Annotated in this window: 25 protein-coding genes and 1 tRNA gene; 12 read left to right on the top strand and 14 right to left on the bottom strand. The window is 70.3% G+C overall.

Features of this window, described 5'->3' with window-relative positions; all coding sequences use genetic code 11:
* Nucleotides 1–66: 66 nt before the first annotated feature.
* Entirely contained in the window at nucleotides 67–543 is a 477-nt protein-coding gene (locus ACFVYL_RS06095; RefSeq protein ID WP_389713195.1) for a MarR family winged helix-turn-helix transcriptional regulator, read from the bottom strand.
* Between the two features lie 36 nt (nucleotides 544–579).
* Between ACFVYL_RS06095 and ACFVYL_RS06090 the strand changes: the two genes are divergently transcribed.
* Nucleotides 580–1,143: a quercetin 2,3-dioxygenase gene (locus ACFVYL_RS06090; RefSeq protein ID WP_389713194.1), complete on the top strand. Its 564-nt coding sequence runs from the start codon at nucleotides 580–582 to the stop codon at nucleotides 1,141–1,143.
* 14 nt (nucleotides 1,144–1,157) lie between these two features.
* On the opposite strand, the gene nthA is transcribed toward ACFVYL_RS06090, so the two are convergent.
* From nthA to ACFVYL_RS06070, 4 genes are all read right to left on the bottom strand, one after another.
* Entirely contained in the window at nucleotides 1,158–1,745 is a 588-nt protein-coding gene (gene nthA, locus ACFVYL_RS06085) for a nitrile hydratase subunit alpha (RefSeq protein ID WP_389713193.1), read from the bottom strand.
* On the bottom strand, nucleotides 1,742–2,026 hold the full coding sequence (locus tag ACFVYL_RS06080) for an SH3-like domain-containing protein (protein WP_389713191.1): 285 nt from the start codon (nucleotides 2,024–2,026) through the stop codon (nucleotides 1,742–1,744). Before ACFVYL_RS06080 ends, nthA begins: the two co-directional genes overlap by 4 nt.
* Nucleotides 2,019–2,300 carry a hypothetical protein gene (locus ACFVYL_RS06075; RefSeq protein WP_389713190.1) on the bottom strand — a complete coding sequence of 94 codons (282 nt, stop codon included), beginning with the start codon at nucleotides 2,298–2,300 and terminating at the stop codon, nucleotides 2,019–2,021. Before ACFVYL_RS06075 ends, ACFVYL_RS06080 begins: the two co-directional genes overlap by 8 nt.
* A 185-nt stretch (nucleotides 2,301–2,485) precedes the next feature.
* Entirely contained in the window at nucleotides 2,486–2,890 is a 405-nt protein-coding gene (locus tag ACFVYL_RS06070) for a MerR family transcriptional regulator (RefSeq protein WP_389713188.1), read from the bottom strand.
* Between the two features lie 49 nt (nucleotides 2,891–2,939).
* Between ACFVYL_RS06070 and ACFVYL_RS06065 the strand changes: the two genes are divergently transcribed.
* On the top strand, nucleotides 2,940–3,821 hold the full coding sequence (locus ACFVYL_RS06065; protein ID WP_389713186.1) for an NAD(P)-dependent oxidoreductase: 882 nt from the start codon (nucleotides 2,940–2,942) through the stop codon (nucleotides 3,819–3,821).
* A 118-nt stretch (nucleotides 3,822–3,939) separates the two neighbouring features.
* Here ACFVYL_RS06065 and hppD read toward each other — a convergent pair whose 3' ends face one another.
* Nucleotides 3,940–5,088 (bottom strand): 4-hydroxyphenylpyruvate dioxygenase, encoded by a 1,149-nt coding sequence (gene hppD / locus ACFVYL_RS06060; RefSeq protein ID WP_389713185.1) that lies wholly within the window; start codon nucleotides 5,086–5,088, stop codon nucleotides 3,940–3,942.
* A 121-nt stretch (nucleotides 5,089–5,209) separates the two neighbouring features.
* Between hppD and ACFVYL_RS06055 the strand changes: the two genes are divergently transcribed.
* The 6 genes from ACFVYL_RS06055 (at nucleotide 5,210) to ACFVYL_RS06030 (ending at nucleotide 10,215) form a co-directional block, all read left to right on the top strand.
* On the top strand, nucleotides 5,210–5,680 hold the full coding sequence (locus ACFVYL_RS06055) for an Lrp/AsnC family transcriptional regulator (protein ID WP_361723912.1): 471 nt from the start codon (nucleotides 5,210–5,212) through the stop codon (nucleotides 5,678–5,680).
* A 64-nt stretch (nucleotides 5,681–5,744) separates the two neighbouring features.
* A complete protein-coding gene (locus ACFVYL_RS06050; protein WP_389713497.1) occupies nucleotides 5,745–6,392 on the top strand; it encodes an ABC transporter permease in 648 nt (215 codons plus the stop codon).
* Nucleotides 6,385–7,689, top strand: coding sequence for a betaine/proline/choline family ABC transporter ATP-binding protein (locus ACFVYL_RS06045; RefSeq protein WP_389713184.1), 1,305 nt, complete (start codon nucleotides 6,385–6,387; stop codon nucleotides 7,687–7,689). The genes ACFVYL_RS06050 and ACFVYL_RS06045 overlap by 8 nt, the downstream gene beginning before the upstream one ends.
* 26 nt (nucleotides 7,690–7,715) lie before the next feature.
* Entirely contained in the window at nucleotides 7,716–8,588 is an 873-nt protein-coding gene (locus ACFVYL_RS06040) for an ABC transporter permease (RefSeq protein ID WP_389713495.1), read from the top strand.
* Nucleotides 8,585–9,550 (top strand): glycine betaine ABC transporter substrate-binding protein, encoded by a 966-nt coding sequence (locus tag ACFVYL_RS06035; protein ID WP_389713183.1) that lies wholly within the window; start codon nucleotides 8,585–8,587, stop codon nucleotides 9,548–9,550. Before ACFVYL_RS06040 ends, ACFVYL_RS06035 begins: the two co-directional genes overlap by 4 nt.
* A gap of 74 nt (nucleotides 9,551–9,624) precedes the next feature.
* Nucleotides 9,625–10,215 (top strand): ArsR/SmtB family transcription factor, encoded by a 591-nt coding sequence (locus ACFVYL_RS06030; protein WP_389713182.1) that lies wholly within the window; start codon nucleotides 9,625–9,627, stop codon nucleotides 10,213–10,215.
* A 148-nt stretch (nucleotides 10,216–10,363) separates the two neighbouring features.
* Here the strand turns inward: ACFVYL_RS06030 and ACFVYL_RS06025 are convergent, their stop codons facing one another.
* The 6 genes from ACFVYL_RS06025 to ACFVYL_RS06000 form a co-directional block, all read right to left on the bottom strand.
* Nucleotides 10,364–11,170, bottom strand: a complete 807-nt coding sequence (locus ACFVYL_RS06025; protein WP_389713180.1) for a S16 family serine protease — start codon at nucleotides 11,168–11,170, stop codon at nucleotides 10,364–10,366.
* 188 nt (nucleotides 11,171–11,358) lie between these two features.
* On the bottom strand, nucleotides 11,359–12,000 hold the full coding sequence (locus ACFVYL_RS06020; protein ID WP_389713179.1) for an IclR family transcriptional regulator: 642 nt from the start codon (nucleotides 11,998–12,000) through the stop codon (nucleotides 11,359–11,361).
* Between the two features lie 338 nt (nucleotides 12,001–12,338).
* Complete coding sequence (locus tag ACFVYL_RS06015) at nucleotides 12,339–14,138, bottom strand: DEAD/DEAH box helicase (protein WP_389713178.1); 1,800 nt, start codon at nucleotides 14,136–14,138, stop codon at nucleotides 12,339–12,341.
* Nucleotides 14,139–14,351: 213 nt separating this feature from the next.
* Nucleotides 14,352–15,857: an MFS transporter gene (locus ACFVYL_RS06010; protein ID WP_389713177.1), complete on the bottom strand. Its 1,506-nt coding sequence runs from the start codon at nucleotides 15,855–15,857 to the stop codon at nucleotides 14,352–14,354.
* Nucleotides 15,858–15,928: 71 nt separating this feature from the next.
* Nucleotides 15,929–16,147 (bottom strand): DUF397 domain-containing protein, encoded by a 219-nt coding sequence (locus ACFVYL_RS06005; protein WP_389713175.1) that lies wholly within the window; start codon nucleotides 16,145–16,147, stop codon nucleotides 15,929–15,931.
* Nucleotides 16,144–16,995, bottom strand: coding sequence for a helix-turn-helix transcriptional regulator (locus tag ACFVYL_RS06000; RefSeq protein ID WP_389713173.1), 852 nt, complete (start codon nucleotides 16,993–16,995; stop codon nucleotides 16,144–16,146). The genes ACFVYL_RS06005 and ACFVYL_RS06000 overlap by 4 nt, the downstream gene beginning before the upstream one ends.
* A 157-nt stretch (nucleotides 16,996–17,152) precedes the next feature.
* Here ACFVYL_RS06000 and ACFVYL_RS05995 point away from each other — a divergent pair, with 157 nt between their 5' ends.
* Together ACFVYL_RS05995 and ACFVYL_RS05990 are read left to right on the top strand one after the other, a co-directional pair.
* A complete protein-coding gene (locus ACFVYL_RS05995; RefSeq protein WP_389713171.1) occupies nucleotides 17,153–17,602 on the top strand; it encodes an ATP-binding protein in 450 nt (149 codons plus the stop codon).
* Between the two features lie 1,286 nt (nucleotides 17,603–18,888).
* Nucleotides 18,889–19,641 carry a VOC family protein gene (locus tag ACFVYL_RS05990; RefSeq protein WP_389713170.1) on the top strand — a complete coding sequence of 251 codons (753 nt, stop codon included), beginning with the start codon at nucleotides 18,889–18,891 and terminating at the stop codon, nucleotides 19,639–19,641.
* 130 nt (nucleotides 19,642–19,771) lie between these two features.
* Here ACFVYL_RS05990 and ACFVYL_RS05985 read toward each other — a convergent pair whose 3' ends face one another.
* Complete coding sequence (locus tag ACFVYL_RS05985; protein ID WP_389713169.1) at nucleotides 19,772–20,785, bottom strand: NADPH:quinone reductase; 1,014 nt, start codon at nucleotides 20,783–20,785, stop codon at nucleotides 19,772–19,774.
* A 196-nt stretch (nucleotides 20,786–20,981) separates the two neighbouring features.
* Nucleotides 20,982–21,467 carry a nitroreductase family deazaflavin-dependent oxidoreductase gene (locus ACFVYL_RS05980; protein WP_389713167.1) on the bottom strand — a complete coding sequence of 162 codons (486 nt, stop codon included), beginning with the start codon at nucleotides 21,465–21,467 and terminating at the stop codon, nucleotides 20,982–20,984.
* A gap of 286 nt (nucleotides 21,468–21,753) precedes the next feature.
* Between ACFVYL_RS05980 and ACFVYL_RS05975 the strand changes: the two genes are divergently transcribed.
* Nucleotides 21,754–21,825, top strand: a tRNA-Cys gene (locus ACFVYL_RS05975).
* A 300-nt stretch (nucleotides 21,826–22,125) separates the two neighbouring features.
* Entirely contained in the window at nucleotides 22,126–25,461 is a 3,336-nt protein-coding gene (locus tag ACFVYL_RS05970; RefSeq protein ID WP_389713166.1) for a S8 family serine peptidase, read from the top strand.
* Nucleotides 25,462–25,469 lie beyond the last annotated feature (8 nt).

Here is a 25,469-nt window from a genome sequence, read left to right as displayed (position 1 = left end):
TTGTGGCTTGTCGCGCAGTTCCCCGCGCCCCTTGGTGGGGTTGCTGTGCGTCGAGTTCTGCTGGCCCTATCGGGCTTGTCGCGCAGTTCCCCGCGCCCCTTGAGCGGGCTCGGGTGGTGGGCCCCATGGGGTTTCCAGGGCGGTGCGCAGGGTGTGGAGGAGGGCCGTGCCGATGCGGTCGGCCAGGGTTTCCTCCATTCGGGTCAGGACGGCCGTGGCCTCGCGATGGGCGCGTTCGCCGTCCGCCGTGCGCCGGATCAGGCGCTGCCGGGCGGAGGCGGGGTCGGGGGCCTGTTCCAGGAGCCCGGCGCCGACGAGGCCGTGCACGGCCTGGTGGGCGGTCTGGCGGGTGACGCCCATGCGGCGGGCCAGTTCGGAGACGGTGGTGCCCTCGTCGTCGAGGACGGCGAAGAGCTGGACCTGCGTCGGGGACACGGGGGTGGCGCCCGCGGCATCCATGGCGGCGAGGAGTCCCTCCTCGAACCAGCGGCGGGCTTCGCCGAGGAGTTGCGGGAGGTTGCGGTGGGCGGGCTTGTCGGTCATTAATGTCAGGGTACCTGACATTAATGGAGGAGCCCCATGACCATCGAGTACGCCACCCGCTACCGCCGCGCCTCCCGCATCCCCCCGGAGCCGGGCAAGCCCTACTTCATCGAGAAGGGCGAGGGCGACCGTGCCCATCTCTTCGGCGACCTCATCACCGTCTACGCGGGCGGCGAGCAGACCGAGAACACCTTCAACTTCTTCACCGTCGAGGGCCCCAGGGGCGACCTCATACCGGCCCACGTGCACGCCGACACCCACGAGGTCTTCTACATCACCCAGGGCGCGGTCCGGCTCTTCGTCGAGGACACCGAGGGCGTACAGCAGGAGAAGCTGCTCACACCCGGCGACTTCGGCTTCGTGCCCAAGAACTGCCGGCACGCCTACCGCATGGAGCGCCACCACAGCCAGGTCGTCGGCGTCGCCGCGGGGCCCGGCACCACCTTCGAGCGGTTCTTCGAGACGCTCGGCGCGCCCACCGAGCGGCACGGCCTGCCGCACCGGCCGCTCATCCCCGAACCCCAGAAGTTCGGACGCGTCCCCGAGCAGTACGACGTGACCTTCCTGCCCGACCACGAATGGCGCACGCAGGCGCCCTAAGGGGGCCAATACATCTAGACTGCGGCCGTTCCGATCAGACCGTTGCGCGTGACCCGCGCCGCCAGCTGCTCCTCGGTCAGCGCGTCGCTGTCCGCGGGGCGGCGCGGCAGGACCAGATAGCGGGTCTCCGCGCTGGAGTCCCAGACGGTGATGTCCGTGCCGTCCGGTACGCGCAGGCCGAACTCCGCCAGTACGGCGCGGGGTTCGCGCACCACGCGCGAGCGGTAGGCCTCGCTCTTGTACCAGCTGGGCGAGGGGCCGAGCAGCCGGACCGGGTAGCAGGAGCAGAGGGTGCACACGACGACGTTGTGCGTGGCCCCGGTGTTCTCGACGACGCGCAGCCGCTGGGGCTGGACTCCCCCGGCAACGTAGCCGAGTTCGGCGACAGCGGCGGTGCCGTCGGCGAGCAGCCGCTCCTTGTACGCCGGGTCGGTCCAGGCCCGCGCGACGACCCGGGCCCCGTTCAGCGGGGTCGCGCCGCTGAGGAACGCGTCCAGCATCTCGTCGAGGGCGGCGCCGAGGACGATGCCGCGCTCCTCCAACAGGGTTTCCAGGCGCCGTACTTGGCGGGAGATCCGCGCGTCCGTATGCGTACCGCTCATGGGGTGTCGTCCTCCGGCTCCAGATAGCTTTCCCACAGGTCGAGCACGACGTGATGGTCGCCCTCGCCCCACAGGTCCCGGGCGGCGAAGCGCACGGCGTAGACCTGCTCGACGGGCGCGTCGGCCCGCCCCTGCGAGCGCACGTCGGCCAGCGGGTGGGCGCCCTCGGGCTCGACGACCACGCCGTGCTTGCCGCGGGCGTAGCGCGGCAGGCGGGTGTGGTGGGGCGGGTCGTGTGCCACGGTGCGGACGCGGGCGCCGGGTCCGAAGCGGTCACTCATCGAGGGCGCCGGGTTCGAGTACGCCCTTGCGTTCCAGGAGCGTGCGGATGGCGTGGAACCAGCGCTCGTAGTACGAGGCCGCCAGGTACTCGGCGGGCGGCATCGTCTCGACGGCGTCCCTGAACTCGTCGAGGTTGTAGACGCCTTCGCGCACGAGCGCACTGTTGAGCGCGAAGACGCGTGCTTCCCAGTCGGCGCGGAAGGGCTCCGTGTCGTCGGTGGTGTCGAGCGGCCCGAAGCCCTGCATGCCACCGACGTCATTGATCCTGGCCATGCCCGCACCCTAGGCCCTGTCGTCAAACTCCCGTCTGCCTCGCGACGCCTGGCACGCACGCTCGCCGCGTTGTCGGGCTCATCCCGGTACGCCCAGTACCGGGATGACCCTCCGCCTTGCGATCGCACGCACCAGACGCCGCGAGGCCGCCCTCCGGGCGAACGACGCGAGTTTGACGACAGATCCTAGAGCGCGGGCGCCAGCCCGGCATCCTCGAACGGCGGGTAATTGTCTCCGCCCATCCGCTCGGCCGCGCCGATGTAGACGGCGAGGGCGTCGCGGGACTGGGCGAGCTTGTTCATCTGCTCGTCGAGGCGCCGCAGCCGGTCGCGCATGGCAGCCAACAGCTCGGGACAGCCGGGCAGTTCGGGGGCGTCCCCCACCGCGCAGGGCAGCACGTACGCGATGTCCTCGGAGGAGAGTCCGGCGCCGAGCAGATGCCGGATCTGCCTCACCCGCTGCACGGCGCTCTCGTCGTACTCGCGGTAGCCGTTCGCCCGGCGCTCCGCCTCCAGCAGGCCGTGGGCCTCGTAGTAGCGCAGCTGGTGGGCGTTGACACCCGTGCGGCGACTGAGTTCCCCGATGCGCATCGCAACCTCGCTTGACCTTCATACCGGCATCAACGTTGACGATCCTGTCATGACCAACAAGACCGATACACCCGTTGCCGTCATCGGACTCGGACTCATGGGCCGGGCGCTCGCCGGCGCCTTCCTGAAGGCCGGCCACCCGACCACCGTATGGAACCGCACACCCGCCAAGGCCGGCCAACTGGTCGCCAGGGGAGCCCGGCTGGCCCCCGACGTCGGCGCAGCCCTCGCGGCGGCACCCCTGACGATCGTCTGTCTCACCGACTACGACGCCCTGCACGCGCTGCTCGACCCGGGCGACGTCGACCTGAACGGCAGGACGTTGATCAATCTCACCTCGGGTGACTCGGCCCAGGCCCGGGAAGCCGCCCGGTGGGCCGAGCGACGCGGCGCCCGGTATCTGGACGGCGCCATCATGGCCGTCCCCTCGGGGATCGGGACCGCCGAAGCGGTGATCCTGCACAGCGGACCCGAGCCGGACTTCGCCGCGCACAAGCCGACGCTGGACGCGCTCGGCACCGCCGTCCACCTCGGCGCCGACCACGGCCTCGCGGCCCTGTACGACGTGGCGGGGCTGGCCATGATGTGGAGCGTCCTGAACGCCTGGCTCCAGGGCACCGCCCTGCTCGGCACGGCCAGTGTCGACGCCGCGGCGTACGCGCCGTTCGCCCAGCAGATCGCCACCGGGGTGGCCGCGTGGCTGCCCGGCTACGCCGAGCAGATCGACAGGGGCTCCTTCCCGGCCGAGGTGTCCGCCCTGGAGACCGACGCGCGCTCGATGGCGCACCTGATCGAGGAGAGCGAGGCGGTCGGTGTCAACGCCGAACTCCCCCGCTTGTTCAAGGCGATGGCCGACCGGGCGATAGCCGCGGGCCACGGCGCCGAGCAGTACCCCGTCCTGATCGAGGAGTTCACGAAGCCCACGCCCTAACAAACACCGATCGCCGGACAGGGGGGAGCCTGTCCGGCGACGGAGGTCAAAGCCCGTCCGGCGATTGAGGACGAGCCGGGCGCAGCCCGCGATCAACCTCGCTCAGGGATCGCGCCGCTCAGAGATTGCCCCGCTTCTCCTGCTCCCGCTCGATCGCCTCGAACAGCGCCTTGAAGTTCCCCTTGCCGAAGCCCATCGACCCGTGCCGCTCGATCATCTCGAAGAACACGGTCGGCCGGTCCTGCACCGGCTTGGTGAAGATCTGCAGCAGGTAGCCGTCCTCGTCGCGGTCGACGAGGATCTTCAGCTCGCGCAGGGTGTCGACGGGGACCCGGGTCTCACCGGCCCACTCGCCGAGCGTGTCGTAGTACGAGTCGGGGGTGTCCAGGAACTGCACGCCCGCCGCGCGCATCGTGCGCACGGTCTCGACGATGTCGTTCGTGGCGAGCGCGATGTGCTGGACGCCCGCGCCGCCGTAGAACTCCAGGTACTCGTCGATCTGGGACTTCTTCTTGGCGATGGCCGGCTCGTTGATGGGGAACTTCACCTTGAGGGTGCCGTCCGCGACCACCTTCGACATCAGCGCGCTGTACTCGGTCGCGATGTCGTCGCCCACGAACTCCTTCATGTTCGTGAAGCCCATGACCTTGTTGTAGAAGCCGACCCACTCGTTCATCTTGCCGAGCTCGACGTTGCCCACGCAGTGGTCGATGGCCTGGAAGGTGCGCTTGGCCGGCGGCTCGACGATCGGGTTCGCGGCCACGAAACCGGGCAGGTACGGCCCGTCGTAGTCGGTGCGCTGCACCAGCGTGTGGCGGGTCTTGCCGTACGTGGCGATGGCGGCGAGCACCACCGTGCCGTTCTCGTCCTTGACCTCGTACGGCTCCGTGATCCCACGGGCCCCGTTCTCGACGGCGTAGGCGTACGCGGCGCGCGCGTCCGGAACCTCGATGGCGAGGTCGACGACGCCGTCGCCGTGCTCGGCCACATGGGAGGTGAGGAAGTGTCCCCAGTCCGTGGAGGGCTTGATGACGGAGGTGAAGACGAAGCGCGCACCGCCGTTCGTGAGCACGTAACTCGCGGTCTCGCGGCTGCCGTTCTCCGGTCCGGAGTAGGCGACCAGCTTCATACCGAAGGCGGTGGAGTAGTAGTGCGCGGCCTGCTTGGCGTTGCCCACGGCGAAGACGACCGCGTCCATTCCCTTGACCGGGAAGGGGTCGGCCTCGCGCGCGGTGTCCGGGGTGGTGTGGGTGGTGGTCTCAGTCATGACCTGAGGCTCCCGCCGAACAGCAAGGTGCGCAATAGTTCGCGTTTTCAGTGGTCAATCTGCACAGTCACTGGCCAGTATGAACGGGCTATCTGTACATCATGACCATCACGGAGGCGTCATGTCGATCGATCATCTGGACGGCCGGCTCATCGTGCTCCTGGCGCGCGAGCCCCGTATCGGGGTCCTGGAGGCGTCGCGCAGGCTCGGGGTGGCGCGCGGCACGGTGCAGGCGCGGATGGACCGGCTTCAGTCCAATGGAGTCATCCGCGGCTTCGGCCCCGAGGTCGACCCCGCGGCGCTCGGCTACCCCGTCACGGCCTTCGCGACCCTGGAGATCAAACAGGGCCAGGGGGCCGATGTACGGGCGCATTTGGCGACCGTCGCCGAGGTGCTCGAACTACATACGATTACCGGCCACGGCGATATGCTCTGCCGCCTCGTGGCCCGGTCCAACGCGGATCTCCAACGTGTGATCGACCGGGTCGTCGGCTTTGATGGCATCGTCCGGGCTTCCACGGCGATCGTCATGGAAAACCCCGTTCCGCTGCGGATCATCCCGCTGGTGGAGCAGGCGTCCGAAGACCCCTGAGTCACCGACCCGAGTCACGTCACCGACCTGTGAGTACCTTCGGAAAGGCGAGGTGAGCACTTCAGTGAATTTCTGGGACTACCTCGGCAACCGCCACCAGCAACTGCTGACGGACGCGTTCCAGCACGCGAGCGCCGTCTTCCAGTGCATGGTCGTCGCCACCCTCATCGGCGTACTGATCGGCGTCCTCACGTATCGCAGCGAGTGGGCGGGCAATCTCGCCACGACCCTTACCTCCACCATCCTCACCGTGCCGTCCCTGGCCATGATCGGCCTGCTGATCCCGGTCGTCGGGCTCGGCGTCGCGCCGACCGTCATCGCGCTGACCCTGTACGGGCTCCTTCCGATCGTGCGCAACGCCATCGTCGGCCTGCGCGGCGTCGACCCCTCGCTGGTCGACGCCGCGAAGGGCATCGGGATGTCCCGGCTCGCCCGGCTCTTCCGGGTGGAGCTGCCCATCGCCTGGCCGCCGATCCTGACCGGCATCCGCGTCTCCACGCAGATGCTGATGGGCATCGCCGCGATCGCCGCGTACGCGTCCGGTCCCGGGCTCGGCAACGAGATCTTCCGCGGAATCGGCTCGCTCGGCTCCAAGAACGCGCTCAACCAGGTACTCGCGGGCACGCTCGGGATCATCGTCCTGGCGCTGCTCTTCGACGCCGCGTACGTCCTGATCGGCCGGTTGACCATTTCGAGGGGGATCCGTGTCTGACACCACCACCAGCGGGAGCGCGCCGCACGGGGGCGCGACGGCCGAGGGCGCGAGGGCCGGGCGGTCCGCCACCACCTCCGGGGCGACCATCGAGCTGGAGAACCTCACCAAGCGCTACGCGGGCAGCAGCGACCCCGCCGTGGACAGCGTCAACATGGAGATCAAGGCCGGCGAGATCGTGATCTTCGTGGGGCCCTCCGGCTGCGGCAAGTCGACCACCCTGAAGATGATCAACCGGCTCATCGAGCCGACCAGCGGCCGCATCCGCATCGACGGCGAGGACGTCACCGACATCGATCCGGTGAAGCTGCGCCGCAAGGTCGGCTACGCGATCCAGTCCTCCGGGCTCTTCCCGCACATGACCGTCGCCCAGAACATCGCCCTCGTGCCGAAGATGGTCGGCTGGGGGAAGTCGAGGATCAAGTCGCGGGTCGAGGAGATGCTCGACCTCGTCGGGCTCGACCCGGCCGAGTTCCACCACCGCTACCCCCGCCAGCTCTCCGGCGGCCAGCAGCAACGCGTCGGCGTGGCACGGGCGTTGGCGGCCGACCCGCCCGTGCTGCTCATGGACGAACCGTTCGGCGCGGTCGACCCGATCACCCGCGACCACCTCCAGGACGAGCTGATCCGGCTCCAGCACGAGCTGCACAAGACCATCGTCTTCGTCACGCACGACTTCGACGAGGCCATCAAGCTCGGCGACCGCATCGCGGTCCTGCGGGAGCGCTCGCACATCGCGCAGTTCGACACCCCCGAGGCCATCCTCACCAACCCCGCCGACGACTTCGTCTCCGGCTTCGTCGGCGCGGGCGCGGCCCTCAAACGCCTCAACCTCACCCGCGTACGGGACGTGGAGATCGCCGACATCCCGACGGTGACTGTCGACGACCCGCTGCAGGACATCTTCGACAAGCTCCGCGGCAGCGGCACCAACGAACTGCTCCTGCTCGACAAGCGCCGCCGCCCCTACAAGTGGCTGCGGCGCGGCGACCTCATGCGCGCCAAGGGCTCGCTGGCCCGCGCGGGCACCCTCGTCCACGACACCGTGACCCGCGACGCCACCCTGCGGGACGCGCTCGAAGCCGTCCTCACCGACAACGCGGGCCGGGTCGCGGTCACCGGGCGGCGCGGCGAGTACACGGGCGTCGTCGACATGGAGACGCTGATGAACTCCGTCCACGAGATGCTGGAGGCCGACCGCCTCGAAGCCGTGGAGCACCAGCACGAACTGGAGGAGCAACGGTCCCGGCTGACCCACTTCGAGCAGGAGGGCCGCGGCGGGGAGGCGCAGGCGTGAGCGGCGCCGCCGGGGGCACGCCCCGGATCCCGGACCACAAGCCCTCCCCCAAGGAGGAGCGGCGCCCCGAGGGCGAGCACGAGGTCAAGGGCCTCGCCTTCCGTGACGAGGGAGAGGCCGAACTCGAAGCGCCTCCCACGGTGCTCGCCCCCAGGCAGCCGCGCAAGGTCACCTGGCAGAAGCTGACCTTCCTGCCCGCCGTCCTCGCGGTGGTCCTGCTCGCCACCTGGTGGTGGTTCCAGCAGACCGACCTCGACTCGATCTCCAAGAACGCGCTGGCGAACGGGAACGTCTGGCTCAGGCTGCGCCAGCACATCGAGCTCACGGCGATCTCGACCTTCTTCGTCCTCATCATCGCCATCCCGCTCGGCATCCTGCTGACCCGCAAGAAGCTGCGCAAAGGCGCCCCGGTCGCGATGGCCCTGGCCAACATCGGCCAGGCCACTCCCGCCATCGGCCTCCTCGCGCTCCTGGTGATCCGGCTCGGCATCGGCGAGAAGGCCGCCCTGATCGGCATCATCATCTACGCCGTCCTGCCGGTCCTCTCCAACACCATCGCGGGCCTGAAGGCGAACGACCCGACCCTCCTCGAAGCGGCCCGCGGCATCGGCATGTCGCCGCTCGGCGTCCTCGGCAAGGTCGAACTCCCCCTCGCCGTACCGCTGATCCTCGCGGGCGTGCGCACGGCGCTCGTCCTCAACGTCGGCACGGCGACCCTCGCCACGTTCGGCGGGGGCGGCGGCCTCGGCGACCTGATCACGACGGGCATGACCAACCAGCGCATGCCGGTCCTCATGCTCGGCTCGATCCTGACGATCGCGCTGGCCCTGCTCGTCGACTGGCTGGCCTCGCTGGCCGAACTGCTCCTGCGTCCGCGCGGGTTGGAGGTGAGCTCATGAGGACGGCACGGAAGGCCCTCGCCCTTGCCCTGGGCGGCGCGCTGCTCGCGGGGTGCGGGCTCACCAGCGGCAGTCCGATGGTGGACGACGTCAAGCCCGGCTCCATCGGCCGGGGCCTGCCCCTGAAGGGCGCCGATCTCACCGTCACGTCCAAGGAGTTCACCGAGCAGCTGATCCTCGGCGCGATCATGGGCATCGCGTTCGAGGCGGCCGGTGCGGACGTGCTCGACCGCACCGGCATCCAGGGTTCGATCGGCGCCCGCGAGGCCGTCAAGGGCGGTGACGCGGACGCCATGTACGAGTACACGGGCACCGCCTGGATCACGTACCAGGGCAACACCAAGCCGATCACCGACCCGCAGAAGCAGTGGCAGGCGGTGCGGGACGCGGACCGCGCGAACGGTGTCACCTGGCTCACGCCGGCCGCGCTCAACAACACGTACGCGCTGGCCATGAACGAGAAGAACGCGGCGAAGTACAAGACCAGGACGCTCTCCGACGTGGCCGCCCTCTCCAAGTCCGACCCGAAGGCCGTCTCGCTGTGCGTGGAGAGCGAGTTCGCCTCCCGGGAGGACGGCCTGCCGGGCATGCAGAAGGCGTACGGGATGAAGGTCCCCTCGTCCAGCATCACCAAGATGGACACCGGGATCATCTACACGCAGGCGTCCAAGGGGTCGTGCACGTACGGCGAGGTCTTCACGACCGACGGCCGCATCAAGGCGATGAACCTGACGACGATGGACGACGACCGGCACTTCTTCCCCAACTACAACGCGGCACCGGAGATCAACAGCAAGTCCCTCGAGAAGCACCCGGAGATGGCGCAGATCCTGGACCCCATCACGAAGAAGCTGAACAACAAGGTGGCCCGGGACCTCAACTCCAAGGTGGACGTGGAGGGTCAGGACCCGCACGAGGTGGCGAAGGACTGGCTGATCCAGGAGGGCTTCGTCAAGGAGTAGACCGGCCTCACTTACAAAGACTCCGTTGCAAAGAAACCGTTGCAACGGAGTCTTTGCGTCTCTATGGTGGGGACATGACGGAACAGCCGAAGCCCCACAAAGTCCGCGAGCTCGACCCACGCACACTGCGCGGGCTCGCGCACCCGCTGCGGATGCGGTTGCTCACCTCACTGAGCCGCGACGGCCCGGCGACCGCCTCCCAACTCGCCGCCCGCCTGGGCGAGTCGAGCGGGGCCACCAGCTACCACCTGCGCCAGCTCGCGGAGTACGGGTTCGTGGAGGACGACCCCGAGCGCGGCAAGGGGCGAGAGCGCTGGTGGCGCCCCGCCCAGCAGGGCATCCACACCGACGCGGACCTCATGAACGACCGGACCCCGGAGGTGCGCGGGGCACTGAGCATCCTCCTGCACGAATACGCGACGCTGCGCGCGCAGGAGGTGTCCACCTGGATCGCCACGCGGCACGAGTGGTCACAGGGGTGGGTGGAGGCCTCGGACCTGAGCGACTTCAGCCTGGACCTGACCCCCGACCAAGCCTTGGAGCTGCGCGACAAGGTCCACGAACTCATGGAGTCCTACCGCCTGTTGGCGCCGCAGGAAGGCACCGCGGACGCGATGAAAGTTCGCGTCCACTCCGCCCTCTTCCCGACCCGTCCGACCGATTAGGAGAGCCCGGCCATGCACCCCGACATCCACCTGATCCTGCACAACGCCCGCGCCGCGGAGTTACACCGAGCCGCCCCCGCACGAGACCCCCGGCCAAGACTCCGCACTCAACTGGGCTGGACCCTCGTCGAGTTGGGGCTCCGCCTCGTCAGCAGCTCGGGACCTTCCCGCCCTTCTCCAGGGCCCGCAGCGATTCGACCGTACCCTTCAGTGTCGTGATCGGCACCAGGCGCAGGCCCTTCGGCAGCTCCGCCTGAGCGTCCGCGCACTCGTCCTCGGGGACCAGGAAGACGCTCGCGCCGTCGCGCCGCGCGGCCTGCGTCTTCAGGGCCACGCCGCCGACCGGGCCGACCTCGCCGTCGGCCTCGATCGTGCCGGTGCCCGCGATCTTGCGACCGCCCGTGAGGTCGCCGCCGCTGCCGTCGCCGTCCAGCTTGTCGATGATCCCGAGCGAGAGGAACAGACCCGCGCTGGGCCCGCCGATCTTGCCGAGGTCGGCCTTGACCCTCACCTTGTCGGTGTCGGCGACGCCGTTCGCCTTCAGATACCGCAGCGCCGCTTCCGTGGCCTCGTCCTGCGACTTCTTCATGTCGCCGAGGTTGTGCTTCTCGACTTCCTTCACGTCGTCGCCGACGGGGTACACGGAGTCCTTGGGCATCACCGCACGGTCCGTACGGAACCACCCGTCGATGACGTCGCCCAGATAGTTGTCCGTCTGGGGCCCCGTCGCCACGATCGTCGTCATGCGCAGCTCGCCGCTCGTCCTGCGCGTGGGGACGCCGGAGACCGTGAGGACCGGCTTCCCCTCGTGTTCCCCCAGCACGTTCGCCGTACTGCCGGGCTGGGCCACGGCGAACGGCAGCGGCGCGAACGCGGTGACGGCGAGCAGGGCCGCGACGGGGAGGGCGCAGACGGCGAGGGCCTGGGGGCGCGTAAACCGAGAGAACGAGAACACTGGATCAATCTACGTGAGGGGAGAGGGTTCAAGCCCGTCCCGCCTTTGAGGGAGAGGGTTCAAGCCCGTCCGGCCTTTGAGGGAGAGGGTTCAAGCCCGTCCGGCGTTTGAGGACGAGCTCGGCGCAGCCGGCGACGGACCGAGCCCCGTGCGACCAGCTGCCCGCGCGACCAACTGCCCGCGCGGCCTCAGCGCAACGCGTCGGCGACTTCCCGCGCCGCGTCCACCACCCGCGGCCCCACCCTCTCCGGCACCGAATCCGCCAGCATCACCACACCCACGCTGCCTTCAAGGCCGGTCACCCCGACCAGGGGAGCCGCCGCGCCGCTCGCACCCGCCTCCAGCTCGCCGTGGGTGAGCGCGTAACCGGGGTCGGTGATCAGGTTCTGGCGGGCGGCGAGTATCGCGCGGCCCGCGGCGCCGCGGTCCAGCGGGTGGCGGAAGCCGGTGCGGTAGGCGACGTGGTAGTCCGTCCAGGTGGGTTCGACGACCGCGACCGCGAGGGCCTCCGTGCCGTCGACGAGGGTGAGGTGTGCCGTCGCCCCGATGTCCTCGGCCAGCGAGCGCAGCGCGGGCAGTGCGGCCTCGCGCACCAGCGGATGCACCTGGCGGCCGAGCCTGAGCACGCCGAGTCCGACGCGGGCGCGGCCGCCCAGGTCCCGTCGTACGAGGGCGTGCTGTTCGAGCGTGGCGAGCAGGCGGTAGACCACGGTGCGGTTCACGCCGAGCTTGGTGGACAGCTCGGTGACGGTGAGTCCGTGGTCGGTGTCGGCCAGCAGCTTGAGGACGCGCAGTCCTCGGTCGAGCGTCTGGGAAGTCTCCGCGGTCACGACGCCCACTCCTTAGGTGAGGGTCGGCGGCCCCCCTACGCGGCGGTTGCGTCGCCGGTCCCGTGGGCGACGCGCGTCAGAGGCCGCCGGTCGGAACACCGGCTGCGCTCCGCGGCGGCGCTGCCACGGGGCGTGTGCTTTGCGGGGACATTAGCGAGGCCGTCCCGCTCAGCGGAAGACTTCGTCCAGAATCCGGGCACCGTGGCGCCCCTAGCGCCCCCCATTGCCCCGTTACGCGGCGGCCGCCCGGCAGGGCGTGCGCACGACCTCCGCACACGACCTCCCCACTCGGAACCTCCGGCTCCTTACTCGAACGTCACTTCATGAACCGACGGGCGTCACTTCATGCGGGTGGCCCACTCCTGGACCTTCTCGATGCGCTGGCGCAGCTGCCCGGCGGTGGCCTCCGCGCTCGGCGGCCCGCCGCACGTGCGCCGCAGCTCGGTGTGGATCACGCCGTGCGGCTTCCCGCTCTGGTGGACGTACGCGCCGACCATCGTGTTGAGCTGCTTCCTGAGCCCGAGGAGTTCCTTGTGGGAGACCACCGGGCGCCGCTCGGCGGGCAGTTCGAGGAGGTCGGCCTCGTCGTCCGGCTTCTTCTTGCTGTGGGCGATCTGCCGGGCCTGCCGCTTCTGGAGCAGCATCTGCACCTGGTCGGGTTCGAGGAGCCCGGGGATGCCGAGGTAGTCCTGCTCCTCCTCGCTCCCGGGATGCGCCTGCATGCCGAACTCGGCGCCGTCGAACAGCACCCGGTCGAAGACGGCCTCGGACTCCAGGGCCTCGAAGGAGAACTGTTCCTGCTCGCCGGTGTCCTCGTCCTGCTCCTTGTTCGCCTCGTCCATCTCCGCCTCGGACTCGGCGTAGGGGTCCTCCTCGCCCTCCTTCTTCGGCTTGTCGAGGACGTGGTCGCGCTCGACCTCCATCTCGTTGGCGAAGGTGAGGAGGTCGGGGACGGTCGGCAGGAAGACGGAGGCGGTCTCACCGCGCCGCCTGGACCGTACGAAACGGCCGACGGCCTGCGCGAAGAAGAGCGGCGTGGAGATCGTGGTCGCGTACACGCCCACGGCGAGGCGCGGCACGTCGACGCCTTCGGACACCATGCGGACGGCGACCATCCACCGGTCGGTGCTCGCGGCGAAGTCGTCGATGCGCTGGGAGGCGCCGGTGTCGTCGGAGAGGACGACGGTGGCCTTGGTCCCGGTGATCTCGCGGATCAGCTTGGCGTAGGCGCGTGCGGAGTCCTGGTCGGAGGCGATGACGAGGCCGCCCGCGTCGGGGATTGCCTTCCTGACCTCGCTGAGCCGCTTGTCGGCGGCCTTGAGGACGTTCGGCATCCACTCGCCGCGGGGGTCGAGGGCGGTGCGCCAGGCCTGCGAGACGGCGTCCTTGGTCATGGGCTCGCCGAGCCGCGCGGCGATCTCGTCGCCCGCCTTGGTGCGCCAGCGCATGTTGCCGGAGTACGAGAGGAAGATGACGGGCCGCACGACGCCGTCGCCGAGCGCGCTGCCGTAGCCGTAGGTGTAGTCGGCGGAGGAGCGCCGGATACCGTCGTTGCCCTCCTCGTACTGCACGAAGGGGATGGGGTTCGTGTCGGACCGGAACGGCGTACCGGTGAGCGCGAGCCGCCGCGTGGCGGGCTCGAAGGCCTCCAGGCACGCCTCGCCCCAGGACTTCGAGTCACCGGCGTGGTGGATCTCGTCGAGGATGACGAGGGTCTTGCGCTGCTCGGAGCGGTTGCGGTGCAGCATCGGGCGTACGCCGACGCCCGCGTACGTCACGGCGACGCCGTGGTACTCCTTGCTGAGCGGTCCCGCGCTGTACTCGGGGTCCAGTTTGATGCCTATACGGGCGGCGGCCTCGGCCCACTGCTTCTTCAGGTGCTCGGTGGGCGCGACCACGGTGACCTGCTGGACGACGTGGTGGTGCAGCAGCCAGGACGCGAGCGTGAGCGCGAACGTCGTCTTGCCGGCGCCGGGGGTGGCGACGGCGAGGAAGTCTCGCGGCTGCTCCTGGATGTACCGGTCCATCGCACCCTGCTGCCAGGCACGCAGCTTGTTGGCGGTGCCCCATGGCGCACGCCCGGGGAACGCGGGCGAGAGGTGGTGGGAGGAGTTGGCGGCGGCGCTGGTAGTAGTCACGGTCTCCGGGTTCGCAGGTCGGCGGCACGTATGACAACCGGGCCACCTTACCGGTGATGCGGGGGCGTTCCACTGGCGGCGAGGCGGTGCCGGGGGTGGGTGGGACGGGTCTCACACGGAGATGCCGGGGGCGGGGCGACGGGTCTCGCCCGGAGGTGCCGGGGGCGGGGCGACGGGTCGCACACAGAGGTGGCGGGACGGGGCGGCTGGGGCTCACCCCACGCTGTCGGGCCGTACGTCCGTCAGCGCGACCGCCGTCACATCCGCCACCCCCGGCGTCTCCCGCACCCCCGCCTCCTCCGTCACGGACACCTCCGGGACCTGCCCCCCGTGCAGCCTCGTCCCCACCCACGCCCCGGCCAGGGCGACCGCCGCCATCGGCAGGAAGACGGCGACGAAGGCCGCCGGATGCGAGCCCGCGCTCTCCCCCGCCCCGTGGGCGGCGCCGCCCACCGAACCGCCGCCGAGCGCCGCGAACGCCGCGCCGCCCGCGGCGAGCAGGACGACGTTCGAGAGGCCGTCGGAGATCTGCAGCGCTGCCGAGTTCGACCCGGCGTCCGCGGGCGCGGAGAGCCGGAGCAGCAGCACACTGGTCGAGGCGATGACCACGCCCATCCCGAAGCATCCGAAGCCCCACGCGACACCCACGACCCATACGGGCACGGCCTCGATCAGGACGGTCGGCGCGGCGAGTATCGCGGCCGCGACGAGCACCATCCCAAGGGCCACGAGCCGCGACCGGTACGGCTCCATGCCCGGCCGCGCCTGGACGTACGATCCGAGCGCCCAGGTCGCCCCGCCCACCGCCAGCGACAGTCCCGCCATGGTGGGGCTAAGACCGCGCTGGGTGACGAGCATCAGCGGTACGAAGGATTCGGCCGCGATGAACGAGCCCGCCGCGACGCCGCGCAGCAGCACCACGGACGGCAGCCCGCGCGCGGCCCGGTACGTCCCCTTGGGCAGCAGCCCGAGGACGGCGGGCACGAGGACGGCGGCGCCGGCCGCGGCGGGCAGCAGCGAGAGCCAGCGCAGGTCCTGCCCCGCGTACTGGAGGAGTCCCGCCCCCAGCGAGATCCCGAGCGCGAGCCGGATGCGCCGCCGGTCGAACGCGGCGACCGGCGCGTCCGGGTCGACGGGCCCGGACGCCGTCCGCCGTATCGCGGGCAGCGCGAGGGCGAGCGGCACGGCCACGAGGACCGGGATGCCGACGAAGACCCAGCGCCAGCCGAGGTGCTCGGTGACCGTCCCCGCGATCAGCGGCCCCACCACGGACGGCACGACCCAGCTCGCCGCGAACGCCGCCATGATCGACGGCCGCAGGTGCTCGGGGTAGGCGCGGCTGACGATCACGTACAGCCCGACGATGACCAGGCCGCCGCCGAGCCCCTGCACGGCCCGCCCCGCGATGAACAGCCACATCGACCCGGCGGTCCCACTCAGCAGCAGCCCCGCCGCGAACAGCGAGATGCCGGTGGCGACCGGTCCCAGCGGTCCTCGCCGGTCGGCCCACTGGCCGCTGAGCACCATGCCGAAGAGGCTGGTCGTGAAGTACCCGGAGAACGCGAAGGCGTACAGGGAGACGCCGTCCAGCTCGCGGGCCGCCACGGGCATCGCCGTCCCCACGGCCGTCGCCTCGAAGGCGATCAGCAGTACTACGGAGACGATGCCGATGCTCAGTGCGCGGTAAGGCTTCCGCAGGACGCCGTCGGTGTCGGTCATGCCCGCCAGCGTAAGAGGCGTCGCCCTCCTTCACCCCTGTCCCGGGGCGGGGTCTTGCTCGTCCCTTGGTCTTACGCCTCTGAGCTCTGTGAGGCGTGCGTGAGGAAGGCGGACCAGGTGGAGGGGGCGAGGGTGAGGTGGGGGGCTCGGGGGGTTTTGGAGTCGCGGATGTGGATGGTGCGGGGGGTGGTGGCTATCTCGACGCAGTCCTCGCCGTTGCTGCTGTCGCTGTAGCTGCTCTTGCGCCACTCCAGCCCGGCGGAGTCCCCGGTGGAAGCCCTGCGGATCATGTCTCTCCCAGCACTTGCTCAATAAAGGCCCGTGACTCCCGTGGCGTGAGAGCCCGGGCCCGGATGATGCCATACCGTAGTTCGAGGATACGGATCTGCCTCGGATCAGAAACCGGACGACCTGCAAACTCGTCGTCAGTGCGCCCCATCGCCGTACCGTCCCCGAACTTCAGCACCTGGATTCGGCCGCCCGTCCCGGGATGATCGCCACAGGACGTCGGCATCACCTGAATCTCAACGTTCCGCAACTCCCCCACTTCCAGAAGGCGTTCGAGCTGGCGGCGCAGGACCATTGTTCCCCCGACAGGGCGCCGCAATGTCACCTCTTCCTGGACGAAGCTGAACTCAGGTGCAGGCAACTGCTCGAAGACCGACCGCCGCGCCATACGTGCCGCCACCAAGCGCTCCAGCACGCCATCCGTGTACGCGGGGCGCCGCGTCCCTAGCAGCGCTCGTGCGTACTCCTCCGTCTGCAACAGGCCGTGGATGTTGTGGTTGCTGTACATCCCCAACTCAACGGCCCGCTCCTCCAACTTCGCCAGCTCTCGTACCTTCTTCGGGTACCGAGCCTCCCGCATCTCCTTCTTCAGCGCCGAGACGAGCCCACCCGCACCCAGCGCTTCGTCGACCCTGTCCAGGTATTCGGGGCGAGGGATCCGCGCCCCGCGCTCGATCTTGCGGATCAAGTCCTCCCCGTACCCGATGGCCTCCGCGAACTCGGCGACCCGCAGGCCCGCCGTCTCCCGCCGCAGCTTCAAGTGCTGGCCGACCATCTCCACGACGGCACTGATCTCATCCTCGGGGTCGACATCCCAACCGGGTTCATCCACACCGTCGTTACGCTCCACCGCGCCCACCTCCGACGTACCGTCCAAGCCCAACGCGCACTCGTACCCGTACGTCACCCGGGACAGCCAGGACAGGCCGGGACAAGCGCGGGACAAAAGCGGTACGCAGGGCGCGCACCGCTATCCACGCTACGCACACCCCGCCACGCTGAGTGACGTGAACCAAGAAACCACCCGGGCCCAAGCCCTCACCCCCACGCACCAGTTCACGATCCTGCTCTCGGCGACGCGGAGAGGTGCCCGACTCGCCCGGCTCCTGACGAGGGAGCAACTGCACAGCTGGGAGCACCCGTCCGAGACGGCGGAGCAGATCGTCGCGGAGCTGGCGAACAACGCGGTGCTGCACGGCCACGTACCTGGCCGGAGCTTCCGCCTGGCCCTGACGCTCAGCGCAGCGAACACGCTCCGTATCGAGGTGACGGACGCGCGGGCCGACCGGAGCCCGCCGTTGCACCCCCGGCATCCGTCGCCCGCGGCGGAGTCGGGCAGGGGGCTGCTCCTTGTCGAGGCGTTGGCGGCGCGGTGGGGTACGGATTTGGGGGCGTTGCCGCTCAGTCCCTGTAAGACGATCTGGGCGGAGGTCGACGCACCGCAGCTGACGCTCTGACGGGCGGGGCCTTCGGTGGGCCGGGGACGTTGATGGTTCCCGGGGCCGCCCGGATTTTTGCGGAGTGTGGCGGTTCCGGGCCGGGAGTAAAGGGCGCCCTGCGGGCGTCGGCTGCGCCGATTCCGCTCCGCTCCACCCTTGACTCCCGTCCCTCCACCGCACGTTGACTTTGACCCGGACGGCCAGGGGTGGGGCGGCGGGCTGGCCTAGGAGGGTCATCCCCTTTCACTGCCGGGTGCGGACCGGTCCATCGTGGGCAGACGTCACGGTTCGGGCTCGGCCAGCCGCGCGGCCACGCCGCTCGGGCCATCCCCTCTCGCGGCCGGGTGCGGACCGGCCCATCGTGTGTCTCTGCCATAGTCCGAGCGCGGTCAGGCGCCCGGCTGCGCGCTCGGGTCATCGGCTTTCGCTGCCGGGTGCGGATCGGTCCATCGTGGGCAGGCGCCACGGCCGGTGCACGCCGGCAGGCACCCGGACCGGACCACGGACCCTTCACTCGGGGGGGAGGGGGTATGGGTCATCAACTTTTTGAAAGTTGCGAAGGGACCCGTCGCGCGCCCCCCGTTATGGCGAATGCGCCGGGCGCCGTGCGCCGTGCGCGGCCGCAAGTCACTGGCACCCTGGGCTCCGGGTCATCAACTTTTCCAAAGTTGCGAAGGGGTGTGTCGCGCGCCCCCCGTCATGCTCCATGCGCCGCCAGTTGTGCGAGCCCGATCGCCCAACACCTCGTGGTGGGCGGGGTCTGCGGGGGCGCGCGGGGCGTGACCTGGGGGGCGCACGGCGACCCCCTTCGCAACTTTCAAAAAGTTGATACCCGGTCCCCCCCCCCGGAGATGTGACTCGATGAGCCGAGCGGCTGACCGAGCCGCAACGGTGACGGCCACCGACGATGGGCCGGACCGCACCCGGCAGCGAGAGCCGATGACCCGAGCGGCTGGGCCGCGCGGCTGGCCGAGGCGCAAACCGTGGCATCCGCCCACGATGGACCGGTCCGCACCCGGCAGCGACAGCCGATGACCCGAGCAGCGCACCCCGTCGGCCCCACCCCTGGCCGTCCGGGTCAAAGTCAACGTGCGGTGGAGGGACGGGAGTCAAGGGTGGAGCGCAGCGGAATCGGCGCAGCCGACGCGACCGCAGGGAGCGCCCTTTACTCCCGGCCCGGAACCGCCACACTCCGCAAAAAACCGGGCGGCCCCGGCAACCATCAACGACACAGGCCCAGGCCCAGCTGGCCGACTACACCGGACTCGAACCAGAGGAAGGATCATGGACCTAGGATCGTCGCCATGACGACGCGACTCGTTCAAATTCACCTCAAGGCCCGGAACGACGCGGCACTCGGCCGTTTCTGGGCTCAGGCGCTCGGCTGGGGCGTCGACAGCGAGGGCCCCGGCGTGACCAACCTCGAACCCGAGGGCTTCACCTACCCCGACCCCACCGCCGTCGTCATCGACGTCGTCACCGACCCACAGCCCAAGACGGCCAAGAACCACGTGCACGTCGACCTGGCCACGACCTCCACCGCCCATCAGGCGGACCTGGTCGCACGCCTCCGGGACCTCGGCGCGACGCCCGTCGACGTGGGCCAGGGCGACGTCCCGTGGCAGGTCCTGGCCGACCCGGAGGGCAACGAGTTCTGCGTGCTGGAACCCCGCGAGCTCTACCGGGACACCGGCCCGATGGCCGCCGTGGTGGTCGACTGCGCCGACCCGCGCGCCATGGCCCGTTTCTGGGACGAGGCAACGGACTGGACCCTGCACGAGGTGACCGACGACCACGCACGGCTGCGCTCGGCCGCCGGTGTCGGGCCCTATCTCGAATTCCTCCGTACGCCGGGACTGAAGACCGAGTGGGACAGGTCGGCCCGCCCGCGCATCCACCTCGACCTCCGCCCCTACCGTGGCGGCGACCACGAGGCGGAGGCGACCCGGCTGCGGCAACTGGGCGCCACCGGCATCGACTTCGGCCAGGGCGACGCCCCGTGGACCTGCCTCGCAGACCCGGAGGGCAACGAGTTCTGCGTCCTCACCCCGTCCTGACGCCTGCGTTGCCCGGGGCTCGGTCTGTTCGGCGACTTTCGGCGACCAGGCCGTCTTGGGCGACCTCGCAGGGAAGCCCTGAAGAGCCGACGGAAGACCATCGGCAACTGGGAGTCACGGGATGCGGCCCTCACGGGATATCGAGCAGAACCTTCCCTACAACGCCCTGTTCGAGCGCGGCGTGGGCGTCAGCGGTGCGCTCCAGCGTGAAGCGGTGCAACGGCAGTCCGGCCCCCTCGCCCACCCGCAGCGCGCCCGCGCTCACGGCTGCCGTGACGTCGGTGAGCGCCTGCTGCTTCGCCGCGGGCGGCACGGAGTAGACGAAGACGCTCTGCCAGCGCAGGTTCGCCGGCAGCGAGGAGAGCACCGGGACGGATAGCCGCTCGCCCTCGCCACCCGCGTAGTAGGCCACCACAGCTCCCGGCGCGGCCACCGCGATATCGAGAGCGGCGTTGATGCCCGGTGCGACCTCCACGACGATGTCGACGCCCTCGGGGGCGAACGCCAGGATCTCGGCTGCCGCATCGTGCGTGCGGTAGTTGACCACCTCGTGGGCACCGGCCGCGCGCGCCAGCGCGGCCTTTGCGGGGCTGCTGACCGTAGTGACCACACGCGCCCCGGCCCAGCGGGCGAGCTGAATGGCCGCGTTGCCGACCGCGCCGGCGCCGCCTGCCACCAGCACGGTCGCGTCCCGCAGGGAGCCGGGCGCAATGCGCCCCGGTCCGCCGTCATGAACGGTCAGCGCGCGGTGAGCGGTCAGGGCCGGGATGCCCAAGGCCGCGCCGAGCTCGAACGGAGCGTGATCGGGCAGGGCAACGGCATGCTGGTCGAGGACGAGCGTGTACTGCTGTGCCGTTCCCCAGGGCCGTTCCCACGCGGCCTCCCAGAGCCACACCCGCTGTCCGACCCGAGCCGGGTCGACCCGCGGTCCGACGGCGACGATCACACCGGCACCGTCCTGGTGGGGCACCTGCTCGTCCATGCCCGGCGGCAGCGCGCGTCTGCGGCTGCGCCAGTCGGTCGGATTGACGCCCGAGACGTGCACACGCACGCGTACCTCGCCCGGGCCCGGCTCGGGAACCGGCCGCTCGACGAGCCGCAGGACCTCGGGACCGCCGGCAGCCGCCCGGATGACGGACTTCATCTCTCACCTGTCTTTCGCTCGCCCCTGGGGAACGGTCGGCCGGCGCCCGGAGAGGCACGCGACCCTGCACGGGGCACTCCTTACGAACTCCCCCTGCAGAACCGGTATTCCAAAAAGGCTCGCGAACAACGATCTTCAGGTTTCGACCTGAGGAAATGACACGCGCCGGAGACAGCAGCCCGTCGTGCGTCTCAGCTCAGTCCCCCGTCGGCGCCGGGGTTTTCGGCGGCCCGGCGGCCGGGTGCTCGGGTTCGAGTACGAAGACCGGGATCACGCGCCGGGTCTTCTCCTGGTACTCGGCGTACGGCGGATACGCGGCGACCGCGCGCTGCCACCACTGGGCCTTCTCGTCCCCGGTGACCTCACGGGCCACCATGCCCCGGCGTTCGGGGCCGTCCTGAAGATCCACCTTCGGGTCGGCCCTGAGGTTGAAGTACCAGACCGGGTGGCGCGGGAAGCCGCCCTTCGAGGCCACCGCCGCGTACCGCCCCTCGTGCTCCACGCGCATCAGCGGAATCTTGCGGATCCTGCCGCTCTTCGCGCCGCGCATCGTGACGATGACGACCGGCAGGCCCGTGTCCCAGAGCGTGGTGCCCCGGGTGCCACCCGAACTCTCGTACTGCTCGACCTGTTCGCGCACCCACTGCGCCGGACTCGGCTCGTACTCGCCCTCAAGAGGCATCGCGCCCACCCCATTGCCGTGTACGGATCACGTCGGGCCAGTGCAGCACAAGCCGCGCGCGAAGGGGAGGCCGAAGGCGGGCTTCCGGCCGGAAATGGACTGCCACGCCCCCCAGTGAGTCAGCCCCCCATGCTGCGGGCGCTCGCCGGTGATCGTCGGCTCGTCGAGGGCCGTGGTGCGCCACATGCTTCATGAACGCCGTATGGCAGTCCCGTTGCGGCACCTCCTGATCGCTTGAGGCCGCCGCGGGGCCCCCGCTACGTTCGAGAAGTCAGGTCGACGACTTGGCCGTGTGCCCGAGAGGCTCAGGGGCTGGACTGCAAATCCAGTAACGCGGGTTCGAATCCCGCCACGGCCTCTTGCCGAAAGACGCGAACCGAAGGGGTGGTCCTCACGAGGACCACCCCTCTCGCATGCCCCGCGCCAGTACGGTGAGTCGGCCGACGACACATGCGACACCACGGCGGGGACTTCGCGGACGGCGACGGCATCCGATAACCCACCCGGCCCCAATCGCCGTACAGCGCACCGCACTTCGGGTTCGATTCTTGTAACAAAGCTCTATTCATGACCAGTTGCGCCAACATACTCCCGGAACAGGGCTCTGCCCCACGAGTCCACCCGCTCCACACGTTCCACACGGTTCCAGGGAGGAAACTTGCGCGACCACGTGAAGAGAGCCTGCGCGGCGACCGTCGCCACGGCCGCCGCCATGGCCCTCACGGCGGGCATGACAGGCCCCGCGGCGGCCCAGCGGACCGGGCCGTTACGCCCCGGCTCCAGCGGCTCCGACGCCACCGCACAGGGCCGGACGCACCACCGGCTCACCCTCGTCACCGGCGACCACGTCACCGTCGACACCAAAGGACGCGTCACGGGCTTCGCCCCGGCGAAGGGCCGCGAGAGCGTGCCCGTCCGTACGCACCGCTCCCCGAGCGGCCACACCCTCGTACTCCCCGCGGACGCGCAGCGTCTGATAGCCGACGGCCGGATCGACCAACGGCTGTTCGACGTCACGGAGTTGAACAAGAAGCGCAACCGTACGGCCCAGCGGAAGGGCCTCAAGCTGATCATCGGCTACAAGGGCACCGCCGCCCGCGCCAGGGCCGACGTCCGCGCCGCCGGTGACACCACCGTCCGCCGGTCCCTCAAGACCCTGAACGCCGACGCCGTCACCACCCCGACGCAGGACGCGGCCGACCTGTGGAAGGCCCTGACCGGTGGCTCCGGTCAGAAGGACGTCGACCGCGTCTGGCTCGACGGCACCCGCAAGGCCACCCTCGACAAGAGCGTCAAGCAGATCGGCGCCGACAAGGCGTGGGACGCGGGTCACGACGGCAAGGGCGTCAGGATCGCCGTGCTGGACACGGGCGTCGACTCCACCCACCAGGACCTCAAGGACCAGGTCGTCGCCGAGAAGAACTTCTCCGCCTCCCCCGACACGAAGGACCGCGTCGGCCACGGCACCCACGTCGCGTCCACCGCGGCGGGCACCGGCGCCAGGTCCGGCGGCAAGCTCAAGGGCGTCGCACCCGGCGCCGAGCTCCTCAACGGCAAGGTCCTCGACGACGACGGACTCGGCGACGACTCCGGGATCGTCGCGGGCATGGAGTGGGCGGCGGCCGAGGGCGCCGACGTCGTCAACCTCAGCCTCGGCGGCGGCGACGCCCCCGGTGTCGACCCCCTCGAAGCCGCCGTCGACAGGCTCTCCAAGGACAAGGGCATCCTCTTCGCCGTCTCGGCGGGCAACGACGGCAGGCCCGGCTCCGTCGGCTCGCCCGGCAGCGCGGACGCCGCCCTGACCGTCGGCGCGGTCGACGACAACGACAAGCTGGCGGACTTCTCCAGCCAGGGCCCGCGCGTCGGCGACGGCGCCGTCAAGCCCGACGTGACCGCGCCCGGCGTGGACATCACGGCCGCCGCTGCGCCCGGCTCCGTCATCGAGAAGGAGGTCGGCCAGAACCCGGAGGGCTATCTGACGATCTCCGGTACGTCGATGGCGACCCCGCACGTCGCCGGCGCCGCCGCCCTGCTCAAGCAGCAGCACCCCGACTGGAAGCAGCCCGAACTCAAGGGCGCCCTCACCGGCTCCACCAAGGGCGGCGCGTACACGGCGTTCCAGCAGGGTTCGGGCCGGATCGCCGTCGACAAGGCCATCAAGCAGACCGTCATCGCCGACCCGGTGTCGGTGAGCTTCGGTACGCAGCAGTGGCCGCACACCGACGACAAGCCGGTCACCAAGAAGGTGACGTACCGCAACCTCGGCAAGGACGACGTCACCCTCGACCTGACGGCGACCGCCACCGACCCCAAGGGCCGTCCGGCACCGGTAGGCTTCTTCACGCTCGGCGCGAAGAAGGTCACCGTCCCGGCGGGCGGCACCGCCTCCGTGGACCTGACCGCCGACTCCAAGCTGGGCGGCACGGTCGACGGCGCGTACTCCGCGTACGTCGTGGCCAACGGCGGGAAGCAGTCCGTGCGCGCCGCCGCCGTGATCGAGCGCGAGATCGAGCGGTACGACGTGACGCTGAAGTTCATCGGCCGCGACGGGAGGCCCGCGCGGAACCATTCCTCGTCGTTCTCGGCCATCACCGGGGCCGACAAGGGCCTCAACCTCTTTCCGGACGGATCGGCGGGAACCTTCAAGGCCCGTGTCGCCAAGGGAAGTTACCTGCTCGATTCGGCGATCTACGTCGACCCCGAGGACGGCGACAAGGGCGTCGACTGGCTCGCAGGGCCGAAGCTGGCCGTCGACAAGGACATGACGGTGACCGTCGACGCCCGCACGACGAAGCCGGTCGACATCACAGGCCCCGACCCGGCCGCCGAGCTGGGCTTCATGGACGGCCGTTACACCTACGCGGGGTACGAGCTCGGCGCCCTCAACGTCACCTCCTTCCAGAGCATGCGCACCGCCCACCTCGGCCCGGAGGTGCCCCAAGGCCTCGGCCAGCAGTGGCTCGGCACCTGGCTGAAGGGCGCGGACACCCGCTACGACATGCTCGTCGGCGGCAGCGTGAAGAAGCTCGCGACCGGCTACACGCGGCACCTGAAGCGCGGCGACTTCGCCACCCTGAAGGTCGGCATGGGCGCCTCGTCGCCCGGCCGCTCGGGCTCCCTGAGCGTCGCCGGATACCTGCCGCTGGCCGGCGGCATCTCACCGATCCTTCCCGCGCGGAAGCTGCCGCGCACCCAGACCGTGCACGTCTCCGCGCTCGACGGCACCCGGTGGGGCGTCGACTTCCAGCAGTTCGGCGACGAGGACGCGGACGGCGACCCGGTCCTGGAGGGCTCCTACTCGATGCCTCCTGCGACCTTCAAGGCGGGCCGCACCTACGCCAGGACGTTCAACACCGGCGTCTTCGGCCCCGCCCTCGGCAAGGACACGGGCCTCTTCCGCGAGGGCGACAGGATCGGCGGCCGCCTCCCCGTCGTCGCCGACGGCAAGGGCCACCCGGGCTGGAGCGCGTACTCCTCGGCGAAGTCCGCCCTGTACCGCGACGGCACGAAGATCGCCGAGAACAGCGACCCGGTGACCGGCTCCGAGACCTTCACGGTCCCGGCGGCGGACGCCGAGTACCGCCTGACGACGTCCGTGCGGCGCGACCCGAAGGTGGCCGGGACCTCGTCGCGGGTCGACGCGAGCTGGACGTTCCGCTCCAGGAACACGGGCCCGGGCCAGAGCCGACTGCCCGCCTCCACCGCCCGCTTCGCCCCGGAACTGGACCTCTCGGGCCGCGCCCCCGCAAACGCCACCCAGACGTTCCCGGTGAAGGTCCAGGGCTCGGCGGCGGGCCCCGGCAACCTCAAGTCCCTTGCCGTGTCCGTCTCCTACGACGACGGCCGGACCTGGCACAAGACCCAGGTCCGGGACGGAAAGGTCGCCGTGCGGAACCCGGCGAAGGACAAGGGCATCGCCCTCCGCGCCAGGATCACGGACAAGGACGGCAACAAGTCGACGCTGTCCGTGTACGACGCGTACCGCGGCAAGTAGCCCTGCGC

This window comes from Streptomyces sp. NPDC058308 (assembly GCF_042880275.1).
Taxonomy (GTDB): Bacteria; Actinomycetota; Actinomycetes; order Streptomycetales; family Streptomycetaceae; genus Streptomyces.
Note: the sequence above shows the minus strand (reverse complement) of the source record. Positions and strands in the feature narration are given on the sequence as shown.

Bases quoted from the DNA above. Each gene is read 5' to 3' on its own strand.
- ACFVYL_RS06095 (WP_389713195.1), bottom strand. From the start codon at position 543: ATGACCGACAAGCCCGCCCACCGCAACCTCCCGCAACTCCTCGGCGAA.
- ACFVYL_RS06090 (WP_389713194.1), top strand. From the start codon at position 580: ATGACCATCGAGTACGCCACCCGCTACCGCCGCGCCTCCCGCATCCCC.
- nthA (WP_389713193.1), bottom strand. From the start codon at position 1,745: ATGAGCGGTACGCATACGGACGCGCGGATCTCCCGCCAAGTACGGCGC.
- ACFVYL_RS06080 (WP_389713191.1), bottom strand. From the start codon at position 2,026: ATGAGTGACCGCTTCGGACCCGGCGCCCGCGTCCGCACCGTGGCACAC.
- ACFVYL_RS06075 (WP_389713190.1), bottom strand. From the start codon at position 2,300: ATGGCCAGGATCAATGACGTCGGTGGCATGCAGGGCTTCGGGCCGCTC.
- ACFVYL_RS06070 (WP_389713188.1), bottom strand. From the start codon at position 2,890: ATGCGCATCGGGGAACTCAGTCGCCGCACGGGTGTCAACGCCCACCAG.
- ACFVYL_RS06065 (WP_389713186.1), top strand. From the start codon at position 2,940: ATGACCAACAAGACCGATACACCCGTTGCCGTCATCGGACTCGGACTC.
- hppD (WP_389713185.1), bottom strand. From the start codon at position 5,088: ATGACTGAGACCACCACCCACACCACCCCGGACACCGCGCGCGAGGCC.
- ACFVYL_RS06055 (WP_361723912.1), top strand. From the start codon at position 5,210: ATGTCGATCGATCATCTGGACGGCCGGCTCATCGTGCTCCTGGCGCGC.
- ACFVYL_RS06035 (WP_389713183.1), top strand. From the start codon at position 8,585: ATGAGGACGGCACGGAAGGCCCTCGCCCTTGCCCTGGGCGGCGCGCTG.
- ACFVYL_RS06030 (WP_389713182.1), top strand. From the start codon at position 9,625: ATGACGGAACAGCCGAAGCCCCACAAAGTCCGCGAGCTCGACCCACGC.
- ACFVYL_RS06010 (WP_389713177.1), bottom strand. From the start codon at position 15,857: ATGACCGACACCGACGGCGTCCTGCGGAAGCCTTACCGCGCACTGAGC.
- ACFVYL_RS06005 (WP_389713175.1), bottom strand. From the start codon at position 16,147: ATGATCCGCAGGGCTTCCACCGGGGACTCCGCCGGGCTGGAGTGGCGC.
- ACFVYL_RS05990 (WP_389713170.1), top strand. From the start codon at position 18,889: ATGACGACGCGACTCGTTCAAATTCACCTCAAGGCCCGGAACGACGCG.
- ACFVYL_RS05985 (WP_389713169.1), bottom strand. From the start codon at position 20,785: ATGAAGTCCGTCATCCGGGCGGCTGCCGGCGGTCCCGAGGTCCTGCGG.
- ACFVYL_RS05980 (WP_389713167.1), bottom strand. From the start codon at position 21,467: ATGCCTCTTGAGGGCGAGTACGAGCCGAGTCCGGCGCAGTGGGTGCGC.